Annotated in this window: 17 protein-coding genes; 15 read left to right on the top strand and 2 right to left on the bottom strand. The window is 61.9% G+C overall.

The genetic code is table 11. The features are described 5' to 3' along the window. The first annotated feature begins 30 nt into the window (after positions 1-30). From SAMIE_RS09810 to tnpC (SAMIE_RS09750), 13 genes are all read left to right on the top strand, one after another. Positions 31-2577: a beta strand repeat-containing protein gene (locus SAMIE_RS09810; protein WP_066703111.1), complete on the top strand. Its 2547-nt coding sequence runs from the start codon at positions 31-33 to the stop codon at positions 2575-2577. Positions 2578-2775: 198 nt separating this feature from the next. Further along, a complete protein-coding gene (locus tag SAMIE_RS09805; RefSeq protein ID WP_066703114.1) occupies positions 2776-3468 on the top strand; it encodes a M23 family metallopeptidase in 693 nt (230 codons plus the stop codon). 191 nt (positions 3469-3659) lie between these two features. Next, on the top strand, positions 3660-4553 hold the full coding sequence (locus SAMIE_RS09800; protein WP_126516809.1) for a response regulator: 894 nt from the start codon (positions 3660-3662) through the stop codon (positions 4551-4553). A gap of 173 nt (positions 4554-4726) precedes the next feature. Beyond that, entirely contained in the window at positions 4727-5071 is a 345-nt protein-coding gene (locus SAMIE_RS09795) for a hypothetical protein (protein ID WP_066703121.1), read from the top strand. A gap of 94 nt (positions 5072-5165) precedes the next feature. Further along, entirely contained in the window at positions 5166-5579 is a 414-nt protein-coding gene (locus SAMIE_RS09790; protein ID WP_062346444.1) for a transposase, read from the top strand. Continuing rightward, positions 5576-5947, top strand: a complete 372-nt coding sequence (tnpB, locus tag SAMIE_RS09785; RefSeq protein ID WP_062346440.1) for an IS66 family insertion sequence element accessory protein TnpB — start codon at positions 5576-5578, stop codon at positions 5945-5947. The genes SAMIE_RS09790 and tnpB (SAMIE_RS09785) overlap by 4 nt, the downstream gene beginning before the upstream one ends. A 294-nt stretch (positions 5948-6241) precedes the next feature. Then, on the top strand, positions 6242-7735 hold the full coding sequence (tnpC, locus tag SAMIE_RS09780; RefSeq protein WP_066522435.1) for an IS66 family transposase: 1494 nt from the start codon (positions 6242-6244) through the stop codon (positions 7733-7735). A 366-nt stretch (positions 7736-8101) separates the two neighbouring features. Beyond that, a complete protein-coding gene (locus tag SAMIE_RS09775) occupies positions 8102-8515 on the top strand; it encodes a transposase (RefSeq protein ID WP_062346444.1) in 414 nt (137 codons plus the stop codon). Continuing rightward, on the top strand, positions 8512-8883 hold the full coding sequence (gene tnpB, locus SAMIE_RS09770; protein ID WP_062346440.1) for an IS66 family insertion sequence element accessory protein TnpB: 372 nt from the start codon (positions 8512-8514) through the stop codon (positions 8881-8883). Before SAMIE_RS09775 ends, tnpB (SAMIE_RS09770) begins: the two co-directional genes overlap by 4 nt. 294 nt (positions 8884-9177) lie before the next feature. Next, positions 9178-10671, top strand: coding sequence for an IS66 family transposase (gene tnpC, locus SAMIE_RS09765; protein ID WP_066522435.1), 1494 nt, complete (start codon positions 9178-9180; stop codon positions 10669-10671). A 49-nt stretch (positions 10672-10720) separates the two neighbouring features. Continuing rightward, positions 10721-11134 (top strand): transposase, encoded by a 414-nt coding sequence (locus SAMIE_RS23390; RefSeq protein ID WP_062346444.1) that lies wholly within the window; start codon positions 10721-10723, stop codon positions 11132-11134. Further along, on the top strand, positions 11131-11502 hold the full coding sequence (tnpB, locus tag SAMIE_RS09755; RefSeq protein WP_062346440.1) for an IS66 family insertion sequence element accessory protein TnpB: 372 nt from the start codon (positions 11131-11133) through the stop codon (positions 11500-11502). Before SAMIE_RS23390 ends, tnpB (SAMIE_RS09755) begins: the two co-directional genes overlap by 4 nt. A gap of 294 nt (positions 11503-11796) precedes the next feature. Continuing rightward, entirely contained in the window at positions 11797-13290 is a 1494-nt protein-coding gene (tnpC, locus tag SAMIE_RS09750; protein WP_066522435.1) for an IS66 family transposase, read from the top strand. Positions 13291-13669: 379 nt separating this feature from the next. Here tnpC (SAMIE_RS09750) and SAMIE_RS09745 read toward each other — a convergent pair whose 3' ends face one another. Then, entirely contained in the window at positions 13670-15631 is a 1962-nt protein-coding gene (locus SAMIE_RS09745) for a site-specific integrase (protein WP_232037412.1), read from the bottom strand. A gap of 324 nt (positions 15632-15955) precedes the next feature. On the opposite strand from SAMIE_RS09745, the gene SAMIE_RS09740 reads away from it, so the two are divergent. Together SAMIE_RS09740 and SAMIE_RS09735 are read left to right on the top strand one after the other, a co-directional pair. Continuing rightward, positions 15956-16786, top strand: coding sequence for a 23S rRNA (adenine(2030)-N(6))-methyltransferase RlmJ (locus SAMIE_RS09740; RefSeq protein ID WP_066703760.1), 831 nt, complete (start codon positions 15956-15958; stop codon positions 16784-16786). A gap of 135 nt (positions 16787-16921) precedes the next feature. Further along, positions 16922-17242 (top strand): hypothetical protein, encoded by a 321-nt coding sequence (locus SAMIE_RS09735; RefSeq protein WP_066703758.1) that lies wholly within the window; start codon positions 16922-16924, stop codon positions 17240-17242. 116 nt (positions 17243-17358) lie between these two features. On the opposite strand, the gene SAMIE_RS09730 is transcribed toward SAMIE_RS09735, so the two are convergent. Next, the gene (locus SAMIE_RS09730; protein ID WP_066703769.1) at positions 17359-19929 is read right to left on the bottom strand and encodes a TonB-dependent receptor; all 2571 of its coding nucleotides are present in this window, start codon (positions 19927-19929) and stop codon (positions 17359-17361) included. Between the last annotated feature and the right edge of the window lie 81 nt (positions 19930-20010).

Here is a 20010-nt window from a genome sequence, read left to right as displayed (position 1 = left end):
TGGACATCCCAGTTTTCCTGGAGCAAGCAAATGGCTGATCTTTATCTTTCGTCGGGTGACAATCTCACTGGCGTGACCTTCGGCGGCAACGTGTTCGGCGCCGCTGGCACCGAAACCGTCACCTACACCAACAACGCAACCGGCATTGTCGTCGACCAGAATGTCGAGCAGGTTCGTCTAGCGGGCGCCACCTCGTCCTACACCTTCCAGCAGGCCGGTAATCAGCTGCTGGTGTTTAGCAGCGGCGCTCAGGTTGCTCGCATCACCCTGCAGAACGACACCAACGGCACGCTGATCAGCTTCGCCAACGGCACCGTTGAAGCGAAGGTTTCTGCTTCGGGCCTGACCCTCGGCGGCACTACCGTCCCGTCTACTGCAGCCTCGCCCGTGGTGCCAACCACCATTGACAGCAGCAGCGGCACCGCCGTGCAGACACTGACCTTGACTCCTGGGCCCGATACCTTTGTTGCCACCAATGGCGATGACGTGTTCAATGCGCTGACGGTGAGTGCCGCTGGAGATGAAGCAAACACGCTGTCGGATTTCGACGATCTCGACGGTGGTGCGGGTTCCGATACGCTCAACATCTTCACAGATGCAAACAACAATCGAACGCTCCCGAGCACGGCTTCGATCCAGAACATCGAAACTGTCAACATCATCAATACGACGCCCGCCGCCGCCAACATTGCCGACGCATCGAAGTTTGTCGGGGTGGAGGAGCTGTGGCAGATCAATGCCGCCAACAACGTCACCAACCTGTCCGAAGGCACGGTCGCTGGCTTCCGCAATGCTGATCTGAGCGCTGGGCTCAATGTTCAGGCGACTGATGTTGCAACGTCGGTCTCGATTGCGTTGGATAACACGCGTGGAACGGGCATCTTCGGCGGTCCGAATGATCAGCTGATCGTTGTAAATGGGGGGCCCACATCGGCGACTTCTTCGCTCAACTCGGTTTCGGTGTCCGGAACGATTGTTAAGGGCGATGAGACCGATGCAGACGAAGCTAGCCTCATCCTGGTAGCCAATGCTGGCGCCAACGTTGAAACTTTCTCCGTCAATACTGCGGTTGAGACAATCCTCGTTGTCAATGAAAACGCGGCAAGCGCGGCTTCCGCTGACATCCGCACCATCGACGCTTCGGCGAGCGCGGGCAGCATCTTCTTCGACGGGACGGTCGGTGGTGGCACCGCTGGTTCGGTTGCGACTATCAAAACGGGCGCCGGCGACGACATCGTGGAGCTTGTCACGGCCACTGCCGTTGACGCTTCGGCTACATCGGTGGACGAAACAGTTTCCGCGACAGTGTCGACGGCCGCTGGCGCCGACGATATTCTGATCAACACCACGGGCGCGGGCACGACGACTGTTGATGCTGGCGACGGTGATGACGTCGTCACGCTCAACAGCCGCGGCGACGGCAAGCTGACTATCAACCTCGGTGCGGACGTTGACACGTTCAACGTGACCGGTGGCGCGACGGTCAATGCCGGCGACACGATCGACGCGGGTGCAGGCTCGGATACGCTCCTGCTCAACATCGTGGGGGCGGCGAACATCGGCGCTTTCTCGAACTTCGAAGTGTTCGATGCGGTTGGCCTCAACAAGGAGCTTGACGTCAACATTTTGGCGACCAACAACACCGTTACCGAGTTCGTCGCGTCCGGCGATGTAGGTGCTACGCAGGCTCAACTGAGCAATGTTGGCGCTAATGTCGGATACCGCGTCACGGGTGATACCAACGTTGTCAACGATCTCGTATTCAACCAGGCGACGCCTGGTGCGCTGACCGTCACCCTCGACATCGATGAACTGACCGCTCCGAGCGCCGCAACGACCGCCGCCAATAGAGATGCTTCGGTCACCACCAATGCTACCTCCGTCAACGCGGTCTTCGACTCGGCATTCTTCGATGCCGCGACTGGCGCCACGGACAATGCTACGAACCTCCAGATCAATGCTGGTGCCGCGACGACGCTGTCGGTCGTTTCGGGGGGTGCCAACGCTACGAATGACCTTGACTTCACTGGTGCGTCGCTGACCAACGTGACCGTTTCGGGTGCTCAGGCGTTGAATCTCGATCTGAGCAACCAGGTAACGTCGGTGAATGCGTCGGCGCTCACTGGTAATCTGGCCTTTGATCTGGCGAATCTGGCTGCGGGTGGCTCGATCACTCTCGGCTCAGGCGACGATGTCCTGGCTGCTGCCAACGATCGCTCGATCGTCGGCTTCGAGAAGGGGACGGCTGAAGATGCTGCTGCACAGAGCGGCTTCGACGTGATCACGCTTGCTTCCGCAGTTCAGGCCGATGACGCTGCGCCAGCTGGCTCTGGCTACGAGCTCGAGAATGGCCTTCTTACCTTCACGGGTGCTGGGCCGGCCACGCTCGCCGAGGCTCGCAGCCTGGCGAACACCGCAGCGGATGCGGTTGGTGAAACCCTCGTGTTCGAGTACCTGGGTGACAGCTATGTCTTCAGCCAGGGAGCTGTGACGGACACGGTCATCGAACTGTCCGGTGTGACTGGCCTGACCGGTCTCGACACGGTCGGCGCGAACACCAACGTCTACGTGTTCTGATACGAAGGACTATCCCCGGTTATGCCGGGGATGGGCGAAGCCCCCGGCATAACCGCCGGGGGCTTTTTGTAGGTGATCCGGTTCGGCTCGGTGAAATTCTCCGGTTCCATGGCCGTCTTGGGTCGGCGACCGCTCAGCGGGCGGAACGGCTCATCTATCGCTAAGATATTTTCTCCTCGCACGAACGAGCGACCCTCCATGCGCGTGAATTATGCTCGGATTAGTTCAGCCTGCTCAGCCGCCCTTCTGCTCCTGCTTCAGCCAAATTCTGTCGCAGCGTCGGAACGGGCAGCACAGGATGAACAATTCGGCTTCGGCGACGATCAATACGAACGCTTGATGGATGCCTGGCATGAGGAACCCAGGCGCGTGCCATCGCTCGCGGCGATCTACGAAACCGATGCTCCGCGACAGGTCCTCAATAAATTCGATCAGTCTGCTGATGGCTTCGACGAAACAGGTGCACTGAGGCGCAACCTGTCACTGCGCTCCCCAACCAAATTCCCTCTGTCCGAATCTGCAGCGAAGCCGCTTGCTTTCCTGCGTATCACGAGCGCTTTCGGCATGCGTGCTCATCCGCTGCTGGGCGGCATGCGGAATCACCAGGGGATAGACCTTGCCGCGCCGATAGGCACGCCCGTCCGCGCGGCTGCGGACGGCATTGTGTCGCAGGCCGGGTGGAGCGGTGGCTATGGCCTGCTGGTGGCCATCGATCACGGTCAGCGGATGGCCACCCGCTATGGCCATATGTCACGCCTTGCGGTTGAGCCGGGACAGCGTGTCCTGCGAAACAGCGTCATAGGATATGTCGGTTCCACCGGTCGCTCTACGGGACCGCACTTGCACTATGAGGTGCTCCGTAACGGCCGAGCCGTGGATCCCTTAAACTAGGTTAGCCAAGGAAAGGCCGGTGCGAAACAAGACTTTGATGTGGATCAAGGCGCGGGGTCGATAAGTGGTTATGGGAACGGGTGGTACAATAAATGGCGAGAGGAAGACAAAGTAAAAATTGAACATTTAGTTTTACGTGCGTGAAAGTCTGCGCGAATTTAGGGCTTAACAAAAACAAGGGGCATTTCTTCGTGAACGAGAGTTCGGTCATTTCACTGGCTGCTATTGATCGACCTGATTTCATCCAGCCGGCAGTCATGGTGATCGAGCATGACCCTGCGGCGTTGAGTGACTGTCAGCACGTGCTCGGAACGCTGGGCTATGAGTATCACAGTGCAACCAACCTCGGCGACGCAATTGATCTCCTTCATCGTGTGTCTTCCATACAGATCATTCTGGCAAGCGAGCAAATGCCCCATATAGGGGGACTCAGAGTTATTGAAGAGCTCCTGCTACGGGCCGATAACGGTCGGCCTGTTGTTCCAATCATCGTTACCGACACGCTCACCGCCGATTTCGCATTGGAAGCCTTGCGTTCCAAAGCAGTCGATGTGGTTGTCCGTCCCTTCAACGTGGACACGTTCGCCACGGCCTTGCGTCGAGCCATCGGTCGTTTACGGGAGCATTTAGATCTCCAGAGGCGAGAGTCTTTGTCGGGAATCGGCTTGCAACTCACCCGATTGATTGCGTCTATGAACGAGCCCGGTGGCGAGGTTTCGACTTCTGGAGAGCTATCAGATCAAGAGTTGAATGCGACGTTGCAAACGATCTTGAGTGGGCGCTCACTGCGAATGCGATATTTTTCGAACCGCCTCTTCGCAGACCCGGTTTGGGACATACTTCTGGATCTCATGCGCGCACGCCTCGAGCACCAGACGCTTTCCGTGTCCAGCGTGTGCATTGCAGCGTCCGTGCCCATGACCACGGCCCTGCGGGCGGTGAAGCAAATGACAGATGAAGGTTTGTTGCGGAGATGGCCGGATCCCAAGGATAAACGCCGCGATCTGATCGACCTGACGGATACCACCGCGTCCTACATGCGCGAATATTTGAGCGTCGTGACCCGCATGATGGCAAGGCCTTGAATATGCAACAGTCGCCAACTTCAGCTTTGAGACGGTCGGCCATGCTAGAGCCTGGCGCTCGCTGTGGTAGCGGCTTTCCCAGCCGGTTCGGTTGTGGATGATGGAGACACATTCCTGAACATCCTTCACGTTCTAGACAATCTTAAATCAGCCGATGCGTGGCCGGGAGACGAATGATGACCGAAGGTGGCCAGGCCGAAAGGACGCTTATCGAAGATCTCATCGCCACCGCACTTCTGAACATGTTGGCTGACCCGCAGGTCAATTTGCATGATGCGGCCAGAGGAACACGGCAGGGCGAAGTCGACTGGGCGCGGGAGGCAGCCAGGGACCCGCTGCTGCAAAGGAAGATATTACTGGCGATGCGCCAGTTGGGTTCGCCACCGGCGTGGGCGCTTGATATGTCGGGTCTTACTGCTGAGCAGTGGAACGACGAAATTGACTGGTTCGTGGGCCGCGCATCGCAGGGGCCGGCGAAGATCATCGACTTTGAAAAGATGCGACATCCCAAAGGTTGATGGTATCCGTCATCCCAGACCCACGTGGCGTAGATGGCCATGAGCTTTGAGTGTCCCGCGTGCATATCGCGTAATTTGATTCGGCGGGGTGACTGTGGAGCAAGAGATCGACGGCAGTGGCGGCGTGGAGAACGGGCGCCGACGGCGCTGGACGCTGGAAGAGAAGCGCGCGGTGGTGGAGCTGTCGCTCGATCCGGCGTGCAGCATGGCGGAGGTGGCCGCGTGTTTCGATGTCCTTCCGGCCCAGATATATGCCTGGCGCCGCGAGTTGCGCGAGATGGCGGAGGACGCGGCGCGCGAGGACAGGGCGATGTTCCTGCCGGCGGTCATCGAGCCGACATCGGTGCCGGCGGTGCTGCTCGAACCGGAGGCCGCGAACGCGCGGCTGCTGCCGGACGCGGTGGTGCAGGTCGCAATGGAAGTGCGCGGCGTGCCAGTGATGGTCGCCCACGGCGCAAGTTCGACGCTGGTCGCCTCGGTAATCGCAGCGCTGCTGAGGGCGCGATGATCGGGCCGGGCAGCGACGCCAAGGTGCTGATCTACACCAAGCCGATCGATTTCCGCTGCGGCATCGACACGCTGGTGGCCAAGGTCCAGCACGAGTTGAGCCAGGATCCGTGGCGCGGAGTCGCCTATATTTTTCGTTCCAAGAGGAAGGACAGGCTGAAGATTCTGTGGTTCGACGGCACCGGCATCTGGCTGATGACCAAGCGCGCCGAGGCCGCCGAAGGATTCGCCTGGCCGCCGGCGGTCGATGGCAGTTTTTCGATCACGGCGGCGCAGATGGCAGCACTCACCTCGGGCATGGACTGGCGTCGGCACCGCGCGCCAAGGCGCGTAAATCCGCCTAAAATCGAGGGTTTCGCTGATGCGTGAGATAGTCGCGACAGGCCGAGTCAACTGCGCTGGACGCGTCGTTACGCATGTGATTCGATGCCTGCCATGGACCCGCTGACGGCCTCCTGCAAAGACCCAGTTGCGCTGCTCGCGACCATCGCGAAGCTGACCGCCGAGGCGGCCGAACGCGACCAGCAGATCGTTCGCATCAACGCCGAGAACGAGGCGCTCGCCCGCGCTGCGGCCCAAGCTGAGGCGCGCGAGATCATCGCGCTCGCCACCGCGAAAGCGGCCGAACACGCCGCCGTCATCGCCGAGGCGAAGGCCGCCGAGATGGAGGACGCGCTCGCGGCCGCCCGCGATGAGGTCAAGCGCCTCAACGACATTCTCGACCAGTTCAAGCGCCACCGTTTCGGCCAGAGCGCCGAGCGGCTCGATCCCGACCAGTACCAGCTCGTGCTCGAAGAGCTCGAAGCTGCCTTGTCGCGCGCCGAGGCCGGGCTCGAAGCGCTGATCGACCAGGCTGACGCGACCGGCGAGACAAAGCGCCGCCGCCGCAACAACCGTGGAGCGCTGCCCGCCCATCTCGAGCGTATCGAGCAGGTCGTCGACATCGAAGACAAGCAGTGTGCCTGCTGCGGCAACGATCTTCATGTCATCGGCGAGGACGTCACCGAGCGCCTCGACGTCGTGCCCACCATCTTCCGCGTGCTGGTCACCCGCCGTCCGCGCTATGGCTGCCGCGGCTGCGACGAGGGCGGCGTCACCCAGGCGCCGGCGCCAAGCTTCATCGTCGATCAGGGCCTGCCCACCGACGCGCTCGTCGCCCAGGTCATCGTCGCGCGCTACGCCGATCACCTTCCGCTTTACCGGCAAGCCCAGATCTACGCCCGCCAGGGGATCGATCTCGACCGGGCAACGCTCGCCGACTGGGTCGGGCGCGTCGGATGGTGGCTGACTCCGCTCAGGCAGCATCTGCTCGCCGAGCTGCGAAGTTCGGTGAAGCTGTTCGCCGACGAGACGCGCATGCCCGTGCTGGCGCCCGGGACCGGCAAGACCAAGAGCGGCCAGCTGTGGGCCTATGCCCGCGACGATCGGCCATGGGGCGGACTCGCGCCGCCCGCCGTCGTCTACATGTACGCCGCCGGCCGCGGCGGCATGCATCCGATCGACCATCTCGGCGACTTCGCCGGGGTGCTCCAGGTGGACGGCTATGCCGGCTACAATGAGATCAAGCGCCGCAATGGCGTCACCCTCGCATTCTGCCTGCTTCACGCGCGGCGCAAGTTCTACGATTTCCGCGAAAAGGAGCCCGTTGCCGACGAGGTGCTCCGTCGCTTCTCGGCGATCTACAAGATCGAGGCGACGCTCAGGGACACCTCGCCCGAGGCGCGGTTCGAAGGGCGGCAGCTGATACTGAAGCCGCTGTTCGATAACCTGCGCGACTATCTCTCGAAGAACCTCGGCCGGTTCAGCGCCAAGGGCAAGATGGCCGAAGCGATCAACTATATGCTCAACCACTGGCAGCAGCTCACCTATTGCCTGCTCGACGGCCGCGTCGAGCTCGATACCAACACGGTCGAAAGAAGCATCCGCCCGATTGCCCTGTCGCGCCGCAACTCGTTGTTCGCCGGCAGCGATGCCGGGGCAGACAATTGGGCGGTGCTCGCCAGCCTTCTCGAAACGTGCAAACTCTCGGACGTCGATCCGCTCGCCTGGCTCACCGCCACCCTCACCAAGCTTGCCAACGGTCATAGCAACAAGGACCTCGATTCCCTCATGCCCTGGCACTTCCCCAAGATCGCCGGGCGCAACGCCCCCTCTTAAGACGCTTGACCGGCACGTTTCCGCCACGTGGGTCTGGGATGACGGATACGGTTGATGTCTTGCGATGCAGGTTGGTCAAATCGTAACCGCAGGCGCGGCCGATCAGGGCCGGTAACCTCATGACCACGATGAGCGCCAGTTCTCGGAACTGGCCGATCCTGGTTGAGAAGATCAGTATCCGTCATCCCAGACCCACGTGGCGTAGATGGCCATGAGCTTTGAGTGTCCCGCGTGCATATCGCGTAATTTGATTCGGCGGGGTGACTGTGGAGCAGTATCCGTCATCCCAGACCCACGTGGCGTAGATGGCCATGAGCTTTGAGTGTCCCGCGTGCATATCGCGTAATTTGATTCGGCGGGGTGACTGTGGAGCAAGAGATCGACGGCAGTGGCGGCGTGGAGAACGGGCGCCGACGGCGCTGGACGCTGGAAGAGAAGCGCGCGGTGGTGGAGCTGTCGCTCGATCCGGCGTGCAGCATGGCGGAGGTGGCCGCGTGTTTCGATGTCCTTCCGGCCCAGATATATGCCTGGCGCCGCGAGTTGCGCGAGATGGCGGAGGACGCGGCGCGCGAGGACAGGGCGATGTTCCTGCCGGCGGTCATCGAGCCGACATCGGTGCCGGCGGTGCTGCTCGAACCGGAGGCCGCGAACGCGCGGCTGCTGCCGGACGCGGTGGTGCAGGTCGCAATGGAAGTGCGCGGCGTGCCAGTGATGGTCGCCCACGGCGCAAGTTCGACGCTGGTCGCCTCGGTAATCGCAGCGCTGCTGAGGGCGCGATGATCGGGCCGGGCAGCGACGCCAAGGTGCTGATCTACACCAAGCCGATCGATTTCCGCTGCGGCATCGACACGCTGGTGGCCAAGGTCCAGCACGAGTTGAGCCAGGATCCGTGGCGCGGAGTCGCCTATATTTTTCGTTCCAAGAGGAAGGACAGGCTGAAGATTCTGTGGTTCGACGGCACCGGCATCTGGCTGATGACCAAGCGCGCCGAGGCCGCCGAAGGATTCGCCTGGCCGCCGGCGGTCGATGGCAGTTTTTCGATCACGGCGGCGCAGATGGCAGCACTCACCTCGGGCATGGACTGGCGTCGGCACCGCGCGCCAAGGCGCGTAAATCCGCCTAAAATCGAGGGTTTCGCTGATGCGTGAGATAGTCGCGACAGGCCGAGTCAACTGCGCTGGACGCGTCGTTACGCATGTGATTCGATGCCTGCCATGGACCCGCTGACGGCCTCCTGCAAAGACCCAGTTGCGCTGCTCGCGACCATCGCGAAGCTGACCGCCGAGGCGGCCGAACGCGACCAGCAGATCGTTCGCATCAACGCCGAGAACGAGGCGCTCGCCCGCGCTGCGGCCCAAGCTGAGGCGCGCGAGATCATCGCGCTCGCCACCGCGAAAGCGGCCGAACACGCCGCCGTCATCGCCGAGGCGAAGGCCGCCGAGATGGAGGACGCGCTCGCGGCCGCCCGCGATGAGGTCAAGCGCCTCAACGACATTCTCGACCAGTTCAAGCGCCACCGTTTCGGCCAGAGCGCCGAGCGGCTCGATCCCGACCAGTACCAGCTCGTGCTCGAAGAGCTCGAAGCTGCCTTGTCGCGCGCCGAGGCCGGGCTCGAAGCGCTGATCGACCAGGCTGACGCGACCGGCGAGACAAAGCGCCGCCGCCGCAACAACCGTGGAGCGCTGCCCGCCCATCTCGAGCGTATCGAGCAGGTCGTCGACATCGAAGACAAGCAGTGTGCCTGCTGCGGCAACGATCTTCATGTCATCGGCGAGGACGTCACCGAGCGCCTCGACGTCGTGCCCACCATCTTCCGCGTGCTGGTCACCCGCCGTCCGCGCTATGGCTGCCGCGGCTGCGACGAGGGCGGCGTCACCCAGGCGCCGGCGCCAAGCTTCATCGTCGATCAGGGCCTGCCCACCGACGCGCTCGTCGCCCAGGTCATCGTCGCGCGCTACGCCGATCACCTTCCGCTTTACCGGCAAGCCCAGATCTACGCCCGCCAGGGGATCGATCTCGACCGGGCAACGCTCGCCGACTGGGTCGGGCGCGTCGGATGGTGGCTGACTCCGCTCAGGCAGCATCTGCTCGCCGAGCTGCGAAGTTCGGTGAAGCTGTTCGCCGACGAGACGCGCATGCCCGTGCTGGCGCCCGGGACCGGCAAGACCAAGAGCGGCCAGCTGTGGGCCTATGCCCGCGACGATCGGCCATGGGGCGGACTCGCGCCGCCCGCCGTCGTCTACATGTACGCCGCCGGCCGCGGCGGCATGCATCCGATCGACCATCTCGGCGACTTCGCCGGGGTGCTCCAGGTGGACGGCTATGCCGGCTACAATGAGATCAAGCGCCGCAATGGCGTCACCCTCGCATTCTGCCTGCTTCACGCGCGGCGCAAGTTCTACGATTTCCGCGAAAAGGAGCCCGTTGCCGACGAGGTGCTCCGTCGCTTCTCGGCGATCTACAAGATCGAGGCGACGCTCAGGGACACCTCGCCCGAGGCGCGGTTCGAAGGGCGGCAGCTGATACTGAAGCCGCTGTTCGATAACCTGCGCGACTATCTCTCGAAGAACCTCGGCCGGTTCAGCGCCAAGGGCAAGATGGCCGAAGCGATCAACTATATGCTCAACCACTGGCAGCAGCTCACCTATTGCCTGCTCGACGGCCGCGTCGAGCTCGATACCAACACGGTCGAAAGAAGCATCCGCCCGATTGCCCTGTCGCGCCGCAACTCGTTGTTCGCCGGCAGCGATGCCGGGGCAGACAATTGGGCGGTGCTCGCCAGCCTTCTCGAAACGTGCAAACTCTCGGACGTCGATCCGCTCGCCTGGCTCACCGCCACCCTCACCAAGCTTGCCAACGGTCATAGCAACAAGGACCTCGATTCCCTCATGCCCTGGCACTTCCCCAAGATCGCCGGGCGCAACGCCCCCTCTTAAGACGCTTGACCGGCACGTTTCCGCCACGTGGGTCTGGGATGACGGATACGTGGAGCAAGAGATCGACGGCAGTGGCGGCGTGGAGAACGGGCGCCGACGGCGCTGGACGCTGGAAGAGAAGCGCGCGGTGGTGGAGCTGTCGCTCGATCCGGCGTGCAGCATGGCGGAGGTGGCCGCGTGTTTCGATGTCCTTCCGGCCCAGATATATGCCTGGCGCCGCGAGTTGCGCGAGATGGCGGAGGACGCGGCGCGCGAGGACAGGGCGATGTTCCTGCCGGCGGTCATCGAGCCGACATCGGTGCCGGCGGTGCTGCTCGAACCGGAGGCCGCGAACGCGCGGCTGCTGCCGGACGCGGTGGTGCAGGTCGCAATGGAAGTGCGCGGCGTGCCAGTGATGGTCGCCCACGGCGCAAGTTCGACGCTGGTCGCCTCGGTAATCGCAGCGCTGCTGAGGGCGCGATGATCGGGCCGGGCAGCGACGCCAAGGTGCTGATCTACACCAAGCCGATCGATTTCCGCTGCGGCATCGACACGCTGGTGGCCAAGGTCCAGCACGAGTTGAGCCAGGATCCGTGGCGCGGAGTCGCCTATATTTTTCGTTCCAAGAGGAAGGACAGGCTGAAGATTCTGTGGTTCGACGGCACCGGCATCTGGCTGATGACCAAGCGCGCCGAGGCCGCCGAAGGATTCGCCTGGCCGCCGGCGGTCGATGGCAGTTTTTCGATCACGGCGGCGCAGATGGCAGCACTCACCTCGGGCATGGACTGGCGTCGGCACCGCGCGCCAAGGCGCGTAAATCCGCCTAAAATCGAGGGTTTCGCTGATGCGTGAGATAGTCGCGACAGGCCGAGTCAACTGCGCTGGACGCGTCGTTACGCATGTGATTCGATGCCTGCCATGGACCCGCTGACGGCCTCCTGCAAAGACCCAGTTGCGCTGCTCGCGACCATCGCGAAGCTGACCGCCGAGGCGGCCGAACGCGACCAGCAGATCGTTCGCATCAACGCCGAGAACGAGGCGCTCGCCCGCGCTGCGGCCCAAGCTGAGGCGCGCGAGATCATCGCGCTCGCCACCGCGAAAGCGGCCGAACACGCCGCCGTCATCGCCGAGGCGAAGGCCGCCGAGATGGAGGACGCGCTCGCGGCCGCCCGCGATGAGGTCAAGCGCCTCAACGACATTCTCGACCAGTTCAAGCGCCACCGTTTCGGCCAGAGCGCCGAGCGGCTCGATCCCGACCAGTACCAGCTCGTGCTCGAAGAGCTCGAAGCTGCCTTGTCGCGCGCCGAGGCCGGGCTCGAAGCGCTGATCGACCAGGCTGACGCGACCGGCGAGACAAAGCGCCGCCGCCGCAACAACCGTGGAGCGCTGCCCGCCCATCTCGAGCGTATCGAGCAGGTCGTCGACATCGAAGACAAGCAGTGTGCCTGCTGCGGCAACGATCTTCATGTCATCGGCGAGGACGTCACCGAGCGCCTCGACGTCGTGCCCACCATCTTCCGCGTGCTGGTCACCCGCCGTCCGCGCTATGGCTGCCGCGGCTGCGACGAGGGCGGCGTCACCCAGGCGCCGGCGCCAAGCTTCATCGTCGATCAGGGCCTGCCCACCGACGCGCTCGTCGCCCAGGTCATCGTCGCGCGCTACGCCGATCACCTTCCGCTTTACCGGCAAGCCCAGATCTACGCCCGCCAGGGGATCGATCTCGACCGGGCAACGCTCGCCGACTGGGTCGGGCGCGTCGGATGGTGGCTGACTCCGCTCAGGCAGCATCTGCTCGCCGAGCTGCGAAGTTCGGTGAAGCTGTTCGCCGACGAGACGCGCATGCCCGTGCTGGCGCCCGGGACCGGCAAGACCAAGAGCGGCCAGCTGTGGGCCTATGCCCGCGACGATCGGCCATGGGGCGGACTCGCGCCGCCCGCCGTCGTCTACATGTACGCCGCCGGCCGCGGCGGCATGCATCCGATCGACCATCTCGGCGACTTCGCCGGGGTGCTCCAGGTGGACGGCTATGCCGGCTACAATGAGATCAAGCGCCGCAATGGCGTCACCCTCGCATTCTGCCTGCTTCACGCGCGGCGCAAGTTCTACGATTTCCGCGAAAAGGAGCCCGTTGCCGACGAGGTGCTCCGTCGCTTCTCGGCGATCTACAAGATCGAGGCGACGCTCAGGGACACCTCGCCCGAGGCGCGGTTCGAAGGGCGGCAGCTGATACTGAAGCCGCTGTTCGATAACCTGCGCGACTATCTCTCGAAGAACCTCGGCCGGTTCAGCGCCAAGGGCAAGATGGCCGAAGCGATCAACTATATGCTCAACCACTGGCAGCAGCTCACCTATTGCCTGCTCGACGGCCGCGTCGAGCTCGATACCAACACGGTCGAAAGAAGCATCCGCCCGATTGCCCTGTCGCGCCGCAACTCGTTGTTCGCCGGCAGCGATGCCGGGGCAGACAATTGGGCGGTGCTCGCCAGCCTTCTCGAAACGTGCAAACTCTCGGACGTCGATCCGCTCGCCTGGCTCACCGCCACCCTCACCAAGCTTGCCAACGGTCATAGCAACAAGGACCTCGATTCCCTCATGCCCTGGCACTTCCCCAAGATCGCCGGGCGCAACGCCCCCTCTTAAGACGCTTGACCGGCACGTTTCCGCCACGTGGGTCTGGGATGACGGATACGAAGATCACGCCCTACCCGCGCGACTACCGAGGGACAGCAATTTTCTGCGTTGGCGCCGGGAGGGAGCGCTCGGCGATCCAAATCCCTCAATCAAATCGGGTCGAACCTATCAGCGGTCGTCCATTTTGAGGCGGTAAAGCCGCGTCCCCTCCCCTTTCACGATCCGCTGATTCGAAGTCCACAAGTCGCCTATCGTGATAATATGGATTAGGTCGCCCTGGTTACCAGCTACCACAGGCAAACAGGCAGTCGTCCTCTTGGTGTTTGGCGCGACCGGGGTGATGGCAGCCCGCGCCGCGCCATTGAGCTTCGCCAATCGAAAATAGTTATCATGTTTGTCGCGGCGCACGCGCCCGGCGCGGCATACGCATCCCAGCAGGCAACAGCGCGAGGGGCGGCGCGGTCAAGGCGGACGTAACTATGGGGATCTGATCAACGGCTGCGCGTAGGGGTCCCAGTCGCGCGGCCTTAGAATATCGCCCCCCAGTTTCTGACTGTATTGCATGACCGACCAGATCTGCGCGCACTTCTTCAAAGACGCTCAAATTCTTCAACTCGTCCGTTACCGTGTGGCGAAATGAATGCATGGCTTGGCCCGGTTCAAGGAAAGGCAGGCGGGTAGCAAGCTTTCTCCAGTGGTTTTTATAGTAGGCATCACCTTTCGTGCCCTTGCCACTTTCCGCTGCCAGTTCAGGGAACAACAGCGTTTCACCTGCGGCCCGAAGAGCCTCAACATATTCAGGCAGGCGCAGCCGTCCCAATTCCGAAGCAAACGGAACCAGCCGACGGGAAGTTCTGGTTTTAAGCCTCCGCTCGCTGTTTACCTGCACCTTGAAATGCCACTGGCCATCTTCCTGTTCGATGTCGACAAGCTGCAAGCCGCAAATTTCCTCCCGGCGAAGCCCGGTGTACCAGGCGATGAGAGGCACAAAGTAGCAGGCGTCATGGATGATCGTTTCGCCTGGCATCAAACGGCGGGTTGAGGAAGCGCAACCCGTCCATGGCGGAAGGGCAAAAAGAGCTTGTCCCTCTTCGACACTGTAAGTGTCGCGCAGCGATCGCGGATCTCGGTCATCGTCCATGATGAAGGCGCTATAATCAAGGTTGGCAATCGGCTGATGGCGCTGGAACCAAGTTGTAAGCTGGCGAAGAAATCCCCAGTGCCGGTTGGTCGTGCCGATCCCCAGTCCGATTTCGTCCTCGGCGATTTCGCCCTTGCGGACTGCTGCGGCGTTTTCCTCGACAATCTCCTGGATCGTCATTCCTCGTTGGCGGGGCGACTTTCGGAAGCTGGGGCCGTGCAGACTGTTGAAGCAACTGTCGAGTTGGACCAGATCGAAGTCGGTGATGGTTGCCAGCGGCCGCCCAATCATAACCTGCTCCAGCAACAAGGCCGGCAATTTGAACTGCTCACGCGTTTTTTCTGTCCAGCTGCTGCCTTTTTTACGAGCGTTCCCGTCGTGTCCGCCGGTACGGGGGTTGGCGTCGATAAAGGCCGCTGCCGCTTGCGAAGCTGTCATCCTGGCCCAAGGCGATTGCAGCGCGACTGGCGGTTGCGTTCCTCCGTGGCTAGGACCGCCTGTCGCGCATGCGGGGAGTGATGGGGCGGGCAAGTCAGCGCCGGCGACCGGAACGGGCGGATAGGCCGCGCCGGGATTTTCCAAGTTGCGTTTATATTCCCGCAAAGCCTCGACAGCGGCTTGATGCACAACCCTGAGCGCCATCTGTCGGTTGAGCGCGGTTGCGTCGATGCCAAGGGAATGGAGATGATCGGCGACCGCTGCATTGGGATCATCCGCCGCCAGCGATCCCGCGAAATCCTGCCAAGTCATGATTTCGATGGGGTGGTCATCGTCATCAGGGGCGTTTTCGTCCGGCATTCGAACGAATAAAAACTCGCCTGTGGCACCATTGTCTGCAAGATCACGACTGACCGCTTCGCCTGCGTCGAGCCGGAAGCTGAGCGCGTCGGCGGGCAGTTGCCCGCCGAGATCCAGAAGCTGGAGCTGGGCGTGCCCCGCCTCGATGCGGTCGCGCTCGCGCAGCATCTGGCGCTTGAAAATTTCGGCCCTTTGCGCTGCCGACAGTCCGTCTCGCCCCATTGTCGTCATCAGCCTGTTCCGCATCACCTCGCATGCCATCGCGAGCGCCGGCGCGATGGCCTTGGCCTGGCGATAACTTATGGTCCTGAGCGAAACGCGTAAGCGAAAAGGCTTATCTTCCCCTAAACGGATGATCCGTCGGAAATAATATATGCCGTCCTTGCGGCTGACATATTGAATGCTCGTCATCTGCGTGGCCCCTTTTGTGGCCCCCGCCATGGCTCCTGCATGGCGGAGGAGGGCAAAGTTCCTTTATCCTCAAATGCTTAGAGCGAAGCTGGCTGGGTATCCTGCCGCCCCAGCCAGATATTGCGACGTGCAAAACTTCTTGAGCCATTATCCGCCAATGACGCGAGCGACTTGGTCTCCGACCATGGCGGGCAGCCGGCACGAAATAGCTTGCGCCGTCGGCCGCTGGGCTTCGACATCCTTCGATACTGGCGCGCAATGGCTTTGCTTGGCAAAAGGTTCAGCCGCTCGTGTAACGACCGCTGGTCAGGATTTTGAATTGCCATGAATTATCGCCATTCCTTCCATGCCGGCAACAGCGCCGATGTCGTGAAGCACAGCCTGCTGATAGCTCTGGTGCGGGCGTTGCAGCTCAAGGAGAGCGCGCTGACCCTGATGGATACCCATGCGGGGTGTGGACTGTATGACCTTCGCGGCGACGAGGCCCAGCGCACCGGCGAGGCCGTGTCGGGCGTGCTGCGGGCCTTCGCCGACCCGACCCCCCTGCTGGACGACTACCGCGCTGCCGTGCGGGCGGTGAATATGGGTGGCGAACCACATCTCTATCCCGGCTCTCCGCGGTTTCTGGCGCAGCTTTTGCGTCCGCAGGATGTCCTGATCCTCAACGAAAAGCATCCGCAGGATGCTCACACCCTGCGCGCGGTGATGCGGGATACCCGCGCGGCGGTGCATGAACGCGACGCCTACGAACTTTGGCTCGCCATGTTGCCTCCCCGGACTGCGCGCGGCGTCGTTGTGGTCGATCCACCCTATGAGCAGACGGACGAGCGCGCGCGCATCACCGCGACCCTCGCCGCTGCGCACCGCAAATGGGCGCATGGTGTGACGGTGATCTGGTTTCCGCTGAAAGACCGTGCCACGCATCAGCAGTGGAAGCAGCAGTTACGCAAGCTCGGCATACCGAAATTGCTGCGGGTGGAGCATTGGCTGTACGATAGCGAGCAACCCGGCATCTATAACGGCGCGGGTCTCTTCATCGTCAATCCGCCTTACGCCTTCACGCAGACGCTGCCGCCACTGCTGGAAGCTTTGCGCGCGGCATTGGCGCCGGAAGGGCATAAGGGCGAGATCCTGTCCGGCTGGTTGAACGAGTAAGAAAGATTGTCATTCCAGCTTTCCTCCAGAACGCACTGCCGTGCTTGGGATGGCAGCCTCCGTGGGCAACAGACACGATCCTGCATTCTCGATACCATGGATGGAGTAACGCTGACGACATGCTAAGGGCATGACATGGTTCAATCACCCGGCCGCAGCGGCACTGTCGAGATCGACGGTTTGAAATATGACTGGCAACTCCTGAGCGAGCCTCAACTGTCCTCTTCCGATGGCTGGAAGGGGATGACTGTCTCTTTACGTTGCAGAGACATGCCGCGCGGCGCGGTACTGGAATTTCCGGCGCCCAAGCGCCTGATGAAAGGATTGCCGAAAGGCCGCCTGCACATCAACGACGCGATTGCTTCCCGAGGGGTGCGAGCGGCATTATCGGCGGGATGGGACCCCGCCTCGCGGGGCAAACCCACGGTTTTCATGGTCGATGCCAACGGCGACTGAAAGGGGGCAAATCGTGTCCCACTATTGCAGTTATAAATATATCGGGCGGCTTCGTCCGAACGGGCATCGTGCAATTTCTGCACCTATGGCCCGTCCGTATCCCAAAGTACCTTCGGTCAGAAACGATAGTTGAGGCTGAAGACCGCTGAACGGGTTGAAGCCGGCTGTGCCCAGCTCCCTCCTACGGCGTTGCGGACGGTGGTCACATATTTCTCGTTCGTGAAATTCTGTATGTTGACCTGCGCGGTCAGACTGGGCGTGATCGGATAATTCGCCATGAAACGATGGATCGTATAGCTCGGCACATGATAGCCGACATAGGTTCCGGCGGTGAGCTGCGCGAGAGTTGGCTGGTTCAGCAGGAACTTGCCCTGATATGTCAAACCATAGCCAAGCTGCAGACCAAAGCCGAACCGATAGGTTGTGAACAGGCTGCCTGAATGCTTCGGCGTATTGGTGAGCGCATATCCGCGGGTGGGATCGGGGTAAGCCGGGCTGTTGGCGCAGTTGCCAGCCGAACTGCTCGTCGCGCCGGGGTTGGCCAGGCAGAAGTCCGATACGCCCTGTCTGATTTCACTCCTGAGATACATGTAATTGGCGGAAATCGTCCAGTTGCCTGTCACGGTTCCCGACGCCCCGAAGGAAATGCCCTCGACCCGCTGGAACCCGTCGGTCGCCTGATCCGGCAGGGTGGGATCGCCGGAAACGACCTTGATCTGGTTCCGATCGTTCCGGAACGCCGCGACCGTCAGCAGCAGCTTCCTGTCGAACAGATCGGCCTTCGCGCCAATTTCGTAGTTTTCCGTGGTTTCCGGCTTCACGAAGCAGGTGCCGCTGCCGCCCGACGCATTGGCGGCGGTGCATGAGCCGTCGACCGACGCCTTCGAAGGCAATCTGGAATTGCCATAGGCGATATAGACGCTGGTTTCGGGCGTCGGCTTCGCGACCAGACCGACGCGGAAGGAGAAGAGGTGGTCGCTGGTCGACAGGCGCGCCGACACGCTGGCAGGCTGGCCGAGCATAGGCGAGCCAGCGACGGTGTTATAGCTGACGCTGTAGTTGAAACCTTCCACTTTCTCGTAACGCACGCCGCCGTTAAGTTCCAGCCAGTCTGCAAACTTCATGGTGTCGAACAGATAGGCTGCATAGCTGGTCTGCTCCCCGATGGCATGGCTCGCCAGAATGAAGTTGACGGGGCCGACATAATTGTTGTCGCCATAAACACGGGCGACCTGACCGGCCGGGGCGACAGGGCCGGCTACGATCTGTCCCGGATTGGAAATGCTGACGAGCGGCAGGTAGGAGCCGAGGCTCGCGCCGGCATCATAGGCCGGATTGGCCGTCCCGGCACCGGTCGCTGGCGCGGTAAAGGGCGCGGCATAGGGATCGAAGCCATTGCCGGTGCGGCCGATGCTGCCCTGACGCTGATCGTAACGCTCCCACAGGGCGGACGCGCCGATCACCATCGTATGACCGATGCCGCCGGTATCGAACTCGGCGCTCAGATCGAGCTGATTATAAGCCGTCTTGTTCGAGATGAAGCGCTGACTGCCGCGGCCGCCGGTGGGCAGATAATAGCCCGCCGGAATGGTCAGTGTCTGGCCTGCGGCGGTCGTCCCGATCCGGACTGTGCATGCAGCGGCAATACCGGTGTTTACATCGGGCGGCTGCAACCCGGTGGAGGCGAGACAGAATGTGCCCGTCGGCTGACTGGTCACGGTATCCTGCGTGATATGCTCGTATCGGGTCAGATTGCGGATGCTGACGGAATCGCTGAAGGCGTGGCTGAAGATGGCCTGTAACGATCTGGTCCTGCTGTTCTGGCGATCAAGGTTGGCGAAGCCATAATAGCCGCTCCGGTCGAACTCCGGCAGGAACCCGCCTTCGCGCGGATAATAGCGGATGCCATATTGCGGCATCGCCTTGTCATCCAGATATTCACCCTGAAGGGTCAGGCTTGTCGGACCGTCGATGCCGATCGTGACCGCAGGGGCCACGCCCCACCGCCTGAAATTTTCGACATCGCGACCGGGCACGTCATTCTCATGATAGACCGCGTTCAGGCGGACGGCGATCAGGTCGTTGACGCGCGAATTGATGTCGACGGTGCCGCGATAATAATTGTCCGTGCCGATGCCGGCATTCAAGATCATCTGATCGTCAGCCAGCGGACGCTTGGTCACGAGGTTGATCGTGCCCGCGACCGAACCGCCACCGTTCATCACGGAGTTGGCGCCGTTGGTGACTTCGACCTGTTCGATATTATAGACTTCGTTCCGATTAAGAAACGCGCCTGAACGGACGCCATCAATGGTGACGTCATTCTTCGCATCCTGCCCGCGCAAAATAATGCGGTCGCCATAGCCGAAACCGCCTTCGCCCGCGCCGAAGGTGATCCCCGGCACAGTCGACAGCACATCGCGCAAAGTCAGCAGGTTCTGTTGCTGGATCGTCTCTTTGCCAATCACCGTGATGGTTTGCGGGGTGTCGAGCAGGGGACGCGTATATTTGGGAGACGCAGCTTCGTCCCGCTTCGGCGTATCTTCGTCGATTGCCGTATCGGTGACGGTCATGCCGCCCAGGCTGCGCTTCTCTTCCTGCGCGACAGCGGGCTGCGCTGCCGCGAGCGCGCTGAAGCAGGACAGCGCCAGAAAAGCCGGCGTCGTAACATTCTGACTATTTCGCATAAATTCCCCCATCTGGTCGATGGCGAACTATTGCGACGCATTCGCAGAGTCAACAGCAATTGCGAATCATTTGCATTTTCT

It is taken from the genome of Sphingobium amiense (assembly GCF_003967075.1).
GTDB lineage: Bacteria > Pseudomonadota > Alphaproteobacteria > Sphingomonadales > Sphingomonadaceae > Sphingobium > Sphingobium amiense.
This window is presented reverse-complemented; position numbering and strand designations above follow the sequence as displayed.

Excerpts from the sequence above, each read along its gene's own strand:
- SAMIE_RS09810 (WP_066703111.1), top strand. The coding sequence starts at position 31 with ATGGCTGATCTTTATCTTTCGTCGGGTGACAATCTCACTGGCGTGACC.
- SAMIE_RS09805 (WP_066703114.1), top strand. The coding sequence starts at position 2,776 with ATGCGCGTGAATTATGCTCGGATTAGTTCAGCCTGCTCAGCCGCCCTT.
- SAMIE_RS09795 (WP_066703121.1), top strand. The coding sequence starts at position 4,727 with ATGATGACCGAAGGTGGCCAGGCCGAAAGGACGCTTATCGAAGATCTC.
- tnpB (WP_062346440.1), top strand. The coding sequence starts at position 5,576 with ATGATCGGGCCGGGCAGCGACGCCAAGGTGCTGATCTACACCAAGCCG.
- tnpC (WP_066522435.1), top strand. The coding sequence starts at position 6,242 with ATGGAGGACGCGCTCGCGGCCGCCCGCGATGAGGTCAAGCGCCTCAAC.
- tnpB (WP_062346440.1), top strand. The coding sequence starts at position 8,512 with ATGATCGGGCCGGGCAGCGACGCCAAGGTGCTGATCTACACCAAGCCG.
- tnpC (WP_066522435.1), top strand. The coding sequence starts at position 9,178 with ATGGAGGACGCGCTCGCGGCCGCCCGCGATGAGGTCAAGCGCCTCAAC.
- tnpB (WP_062346440.1), top strand. The coding sequence starts at position 11,131 with ATGATCGGGCCGGGCAGCGACGCCAAGGTGCTGATCTACACCAAGCCG.
- tnpC (WP_066522435.1), top strand. The coding sequence starts at position 11,797 with ATGGAGGACGCGCTCGCGGCCGCCCGCGATGAGGTCAAGCGCCTCAAC.
- SAMIE_RS09745 (WP_232037412.1), bottom strand. The coding sequence starts at position 15,631 with ATGACGAGCATTCAATATGTCAGCCGCAAGGACGGCATATATTATTTC.
- SAMIE_RS09740 (WP_066703760.1), top strand. The coding sequence starts at position 15,956 with ATGAATTATCGCCATTCCTTCCATGCCGGCAACAGCGCCGATGTCGTG.
- SAMIE_RS09735 (WP_066703758.1), top strand. The coding sequence starts at position 16,922 with ATGGTTCAATCACCCGGCCGCAGCGGCACTGTCGAGATCGACGGTTTG.
- SAMIE_RS09730 (WP_066703769.1), bottom strand. The coding sequence starts at position 19,929 with ATGCGAAATAGTCAGAATGTTACGACGCCGGCTTTTCTGGCGCTGTCC.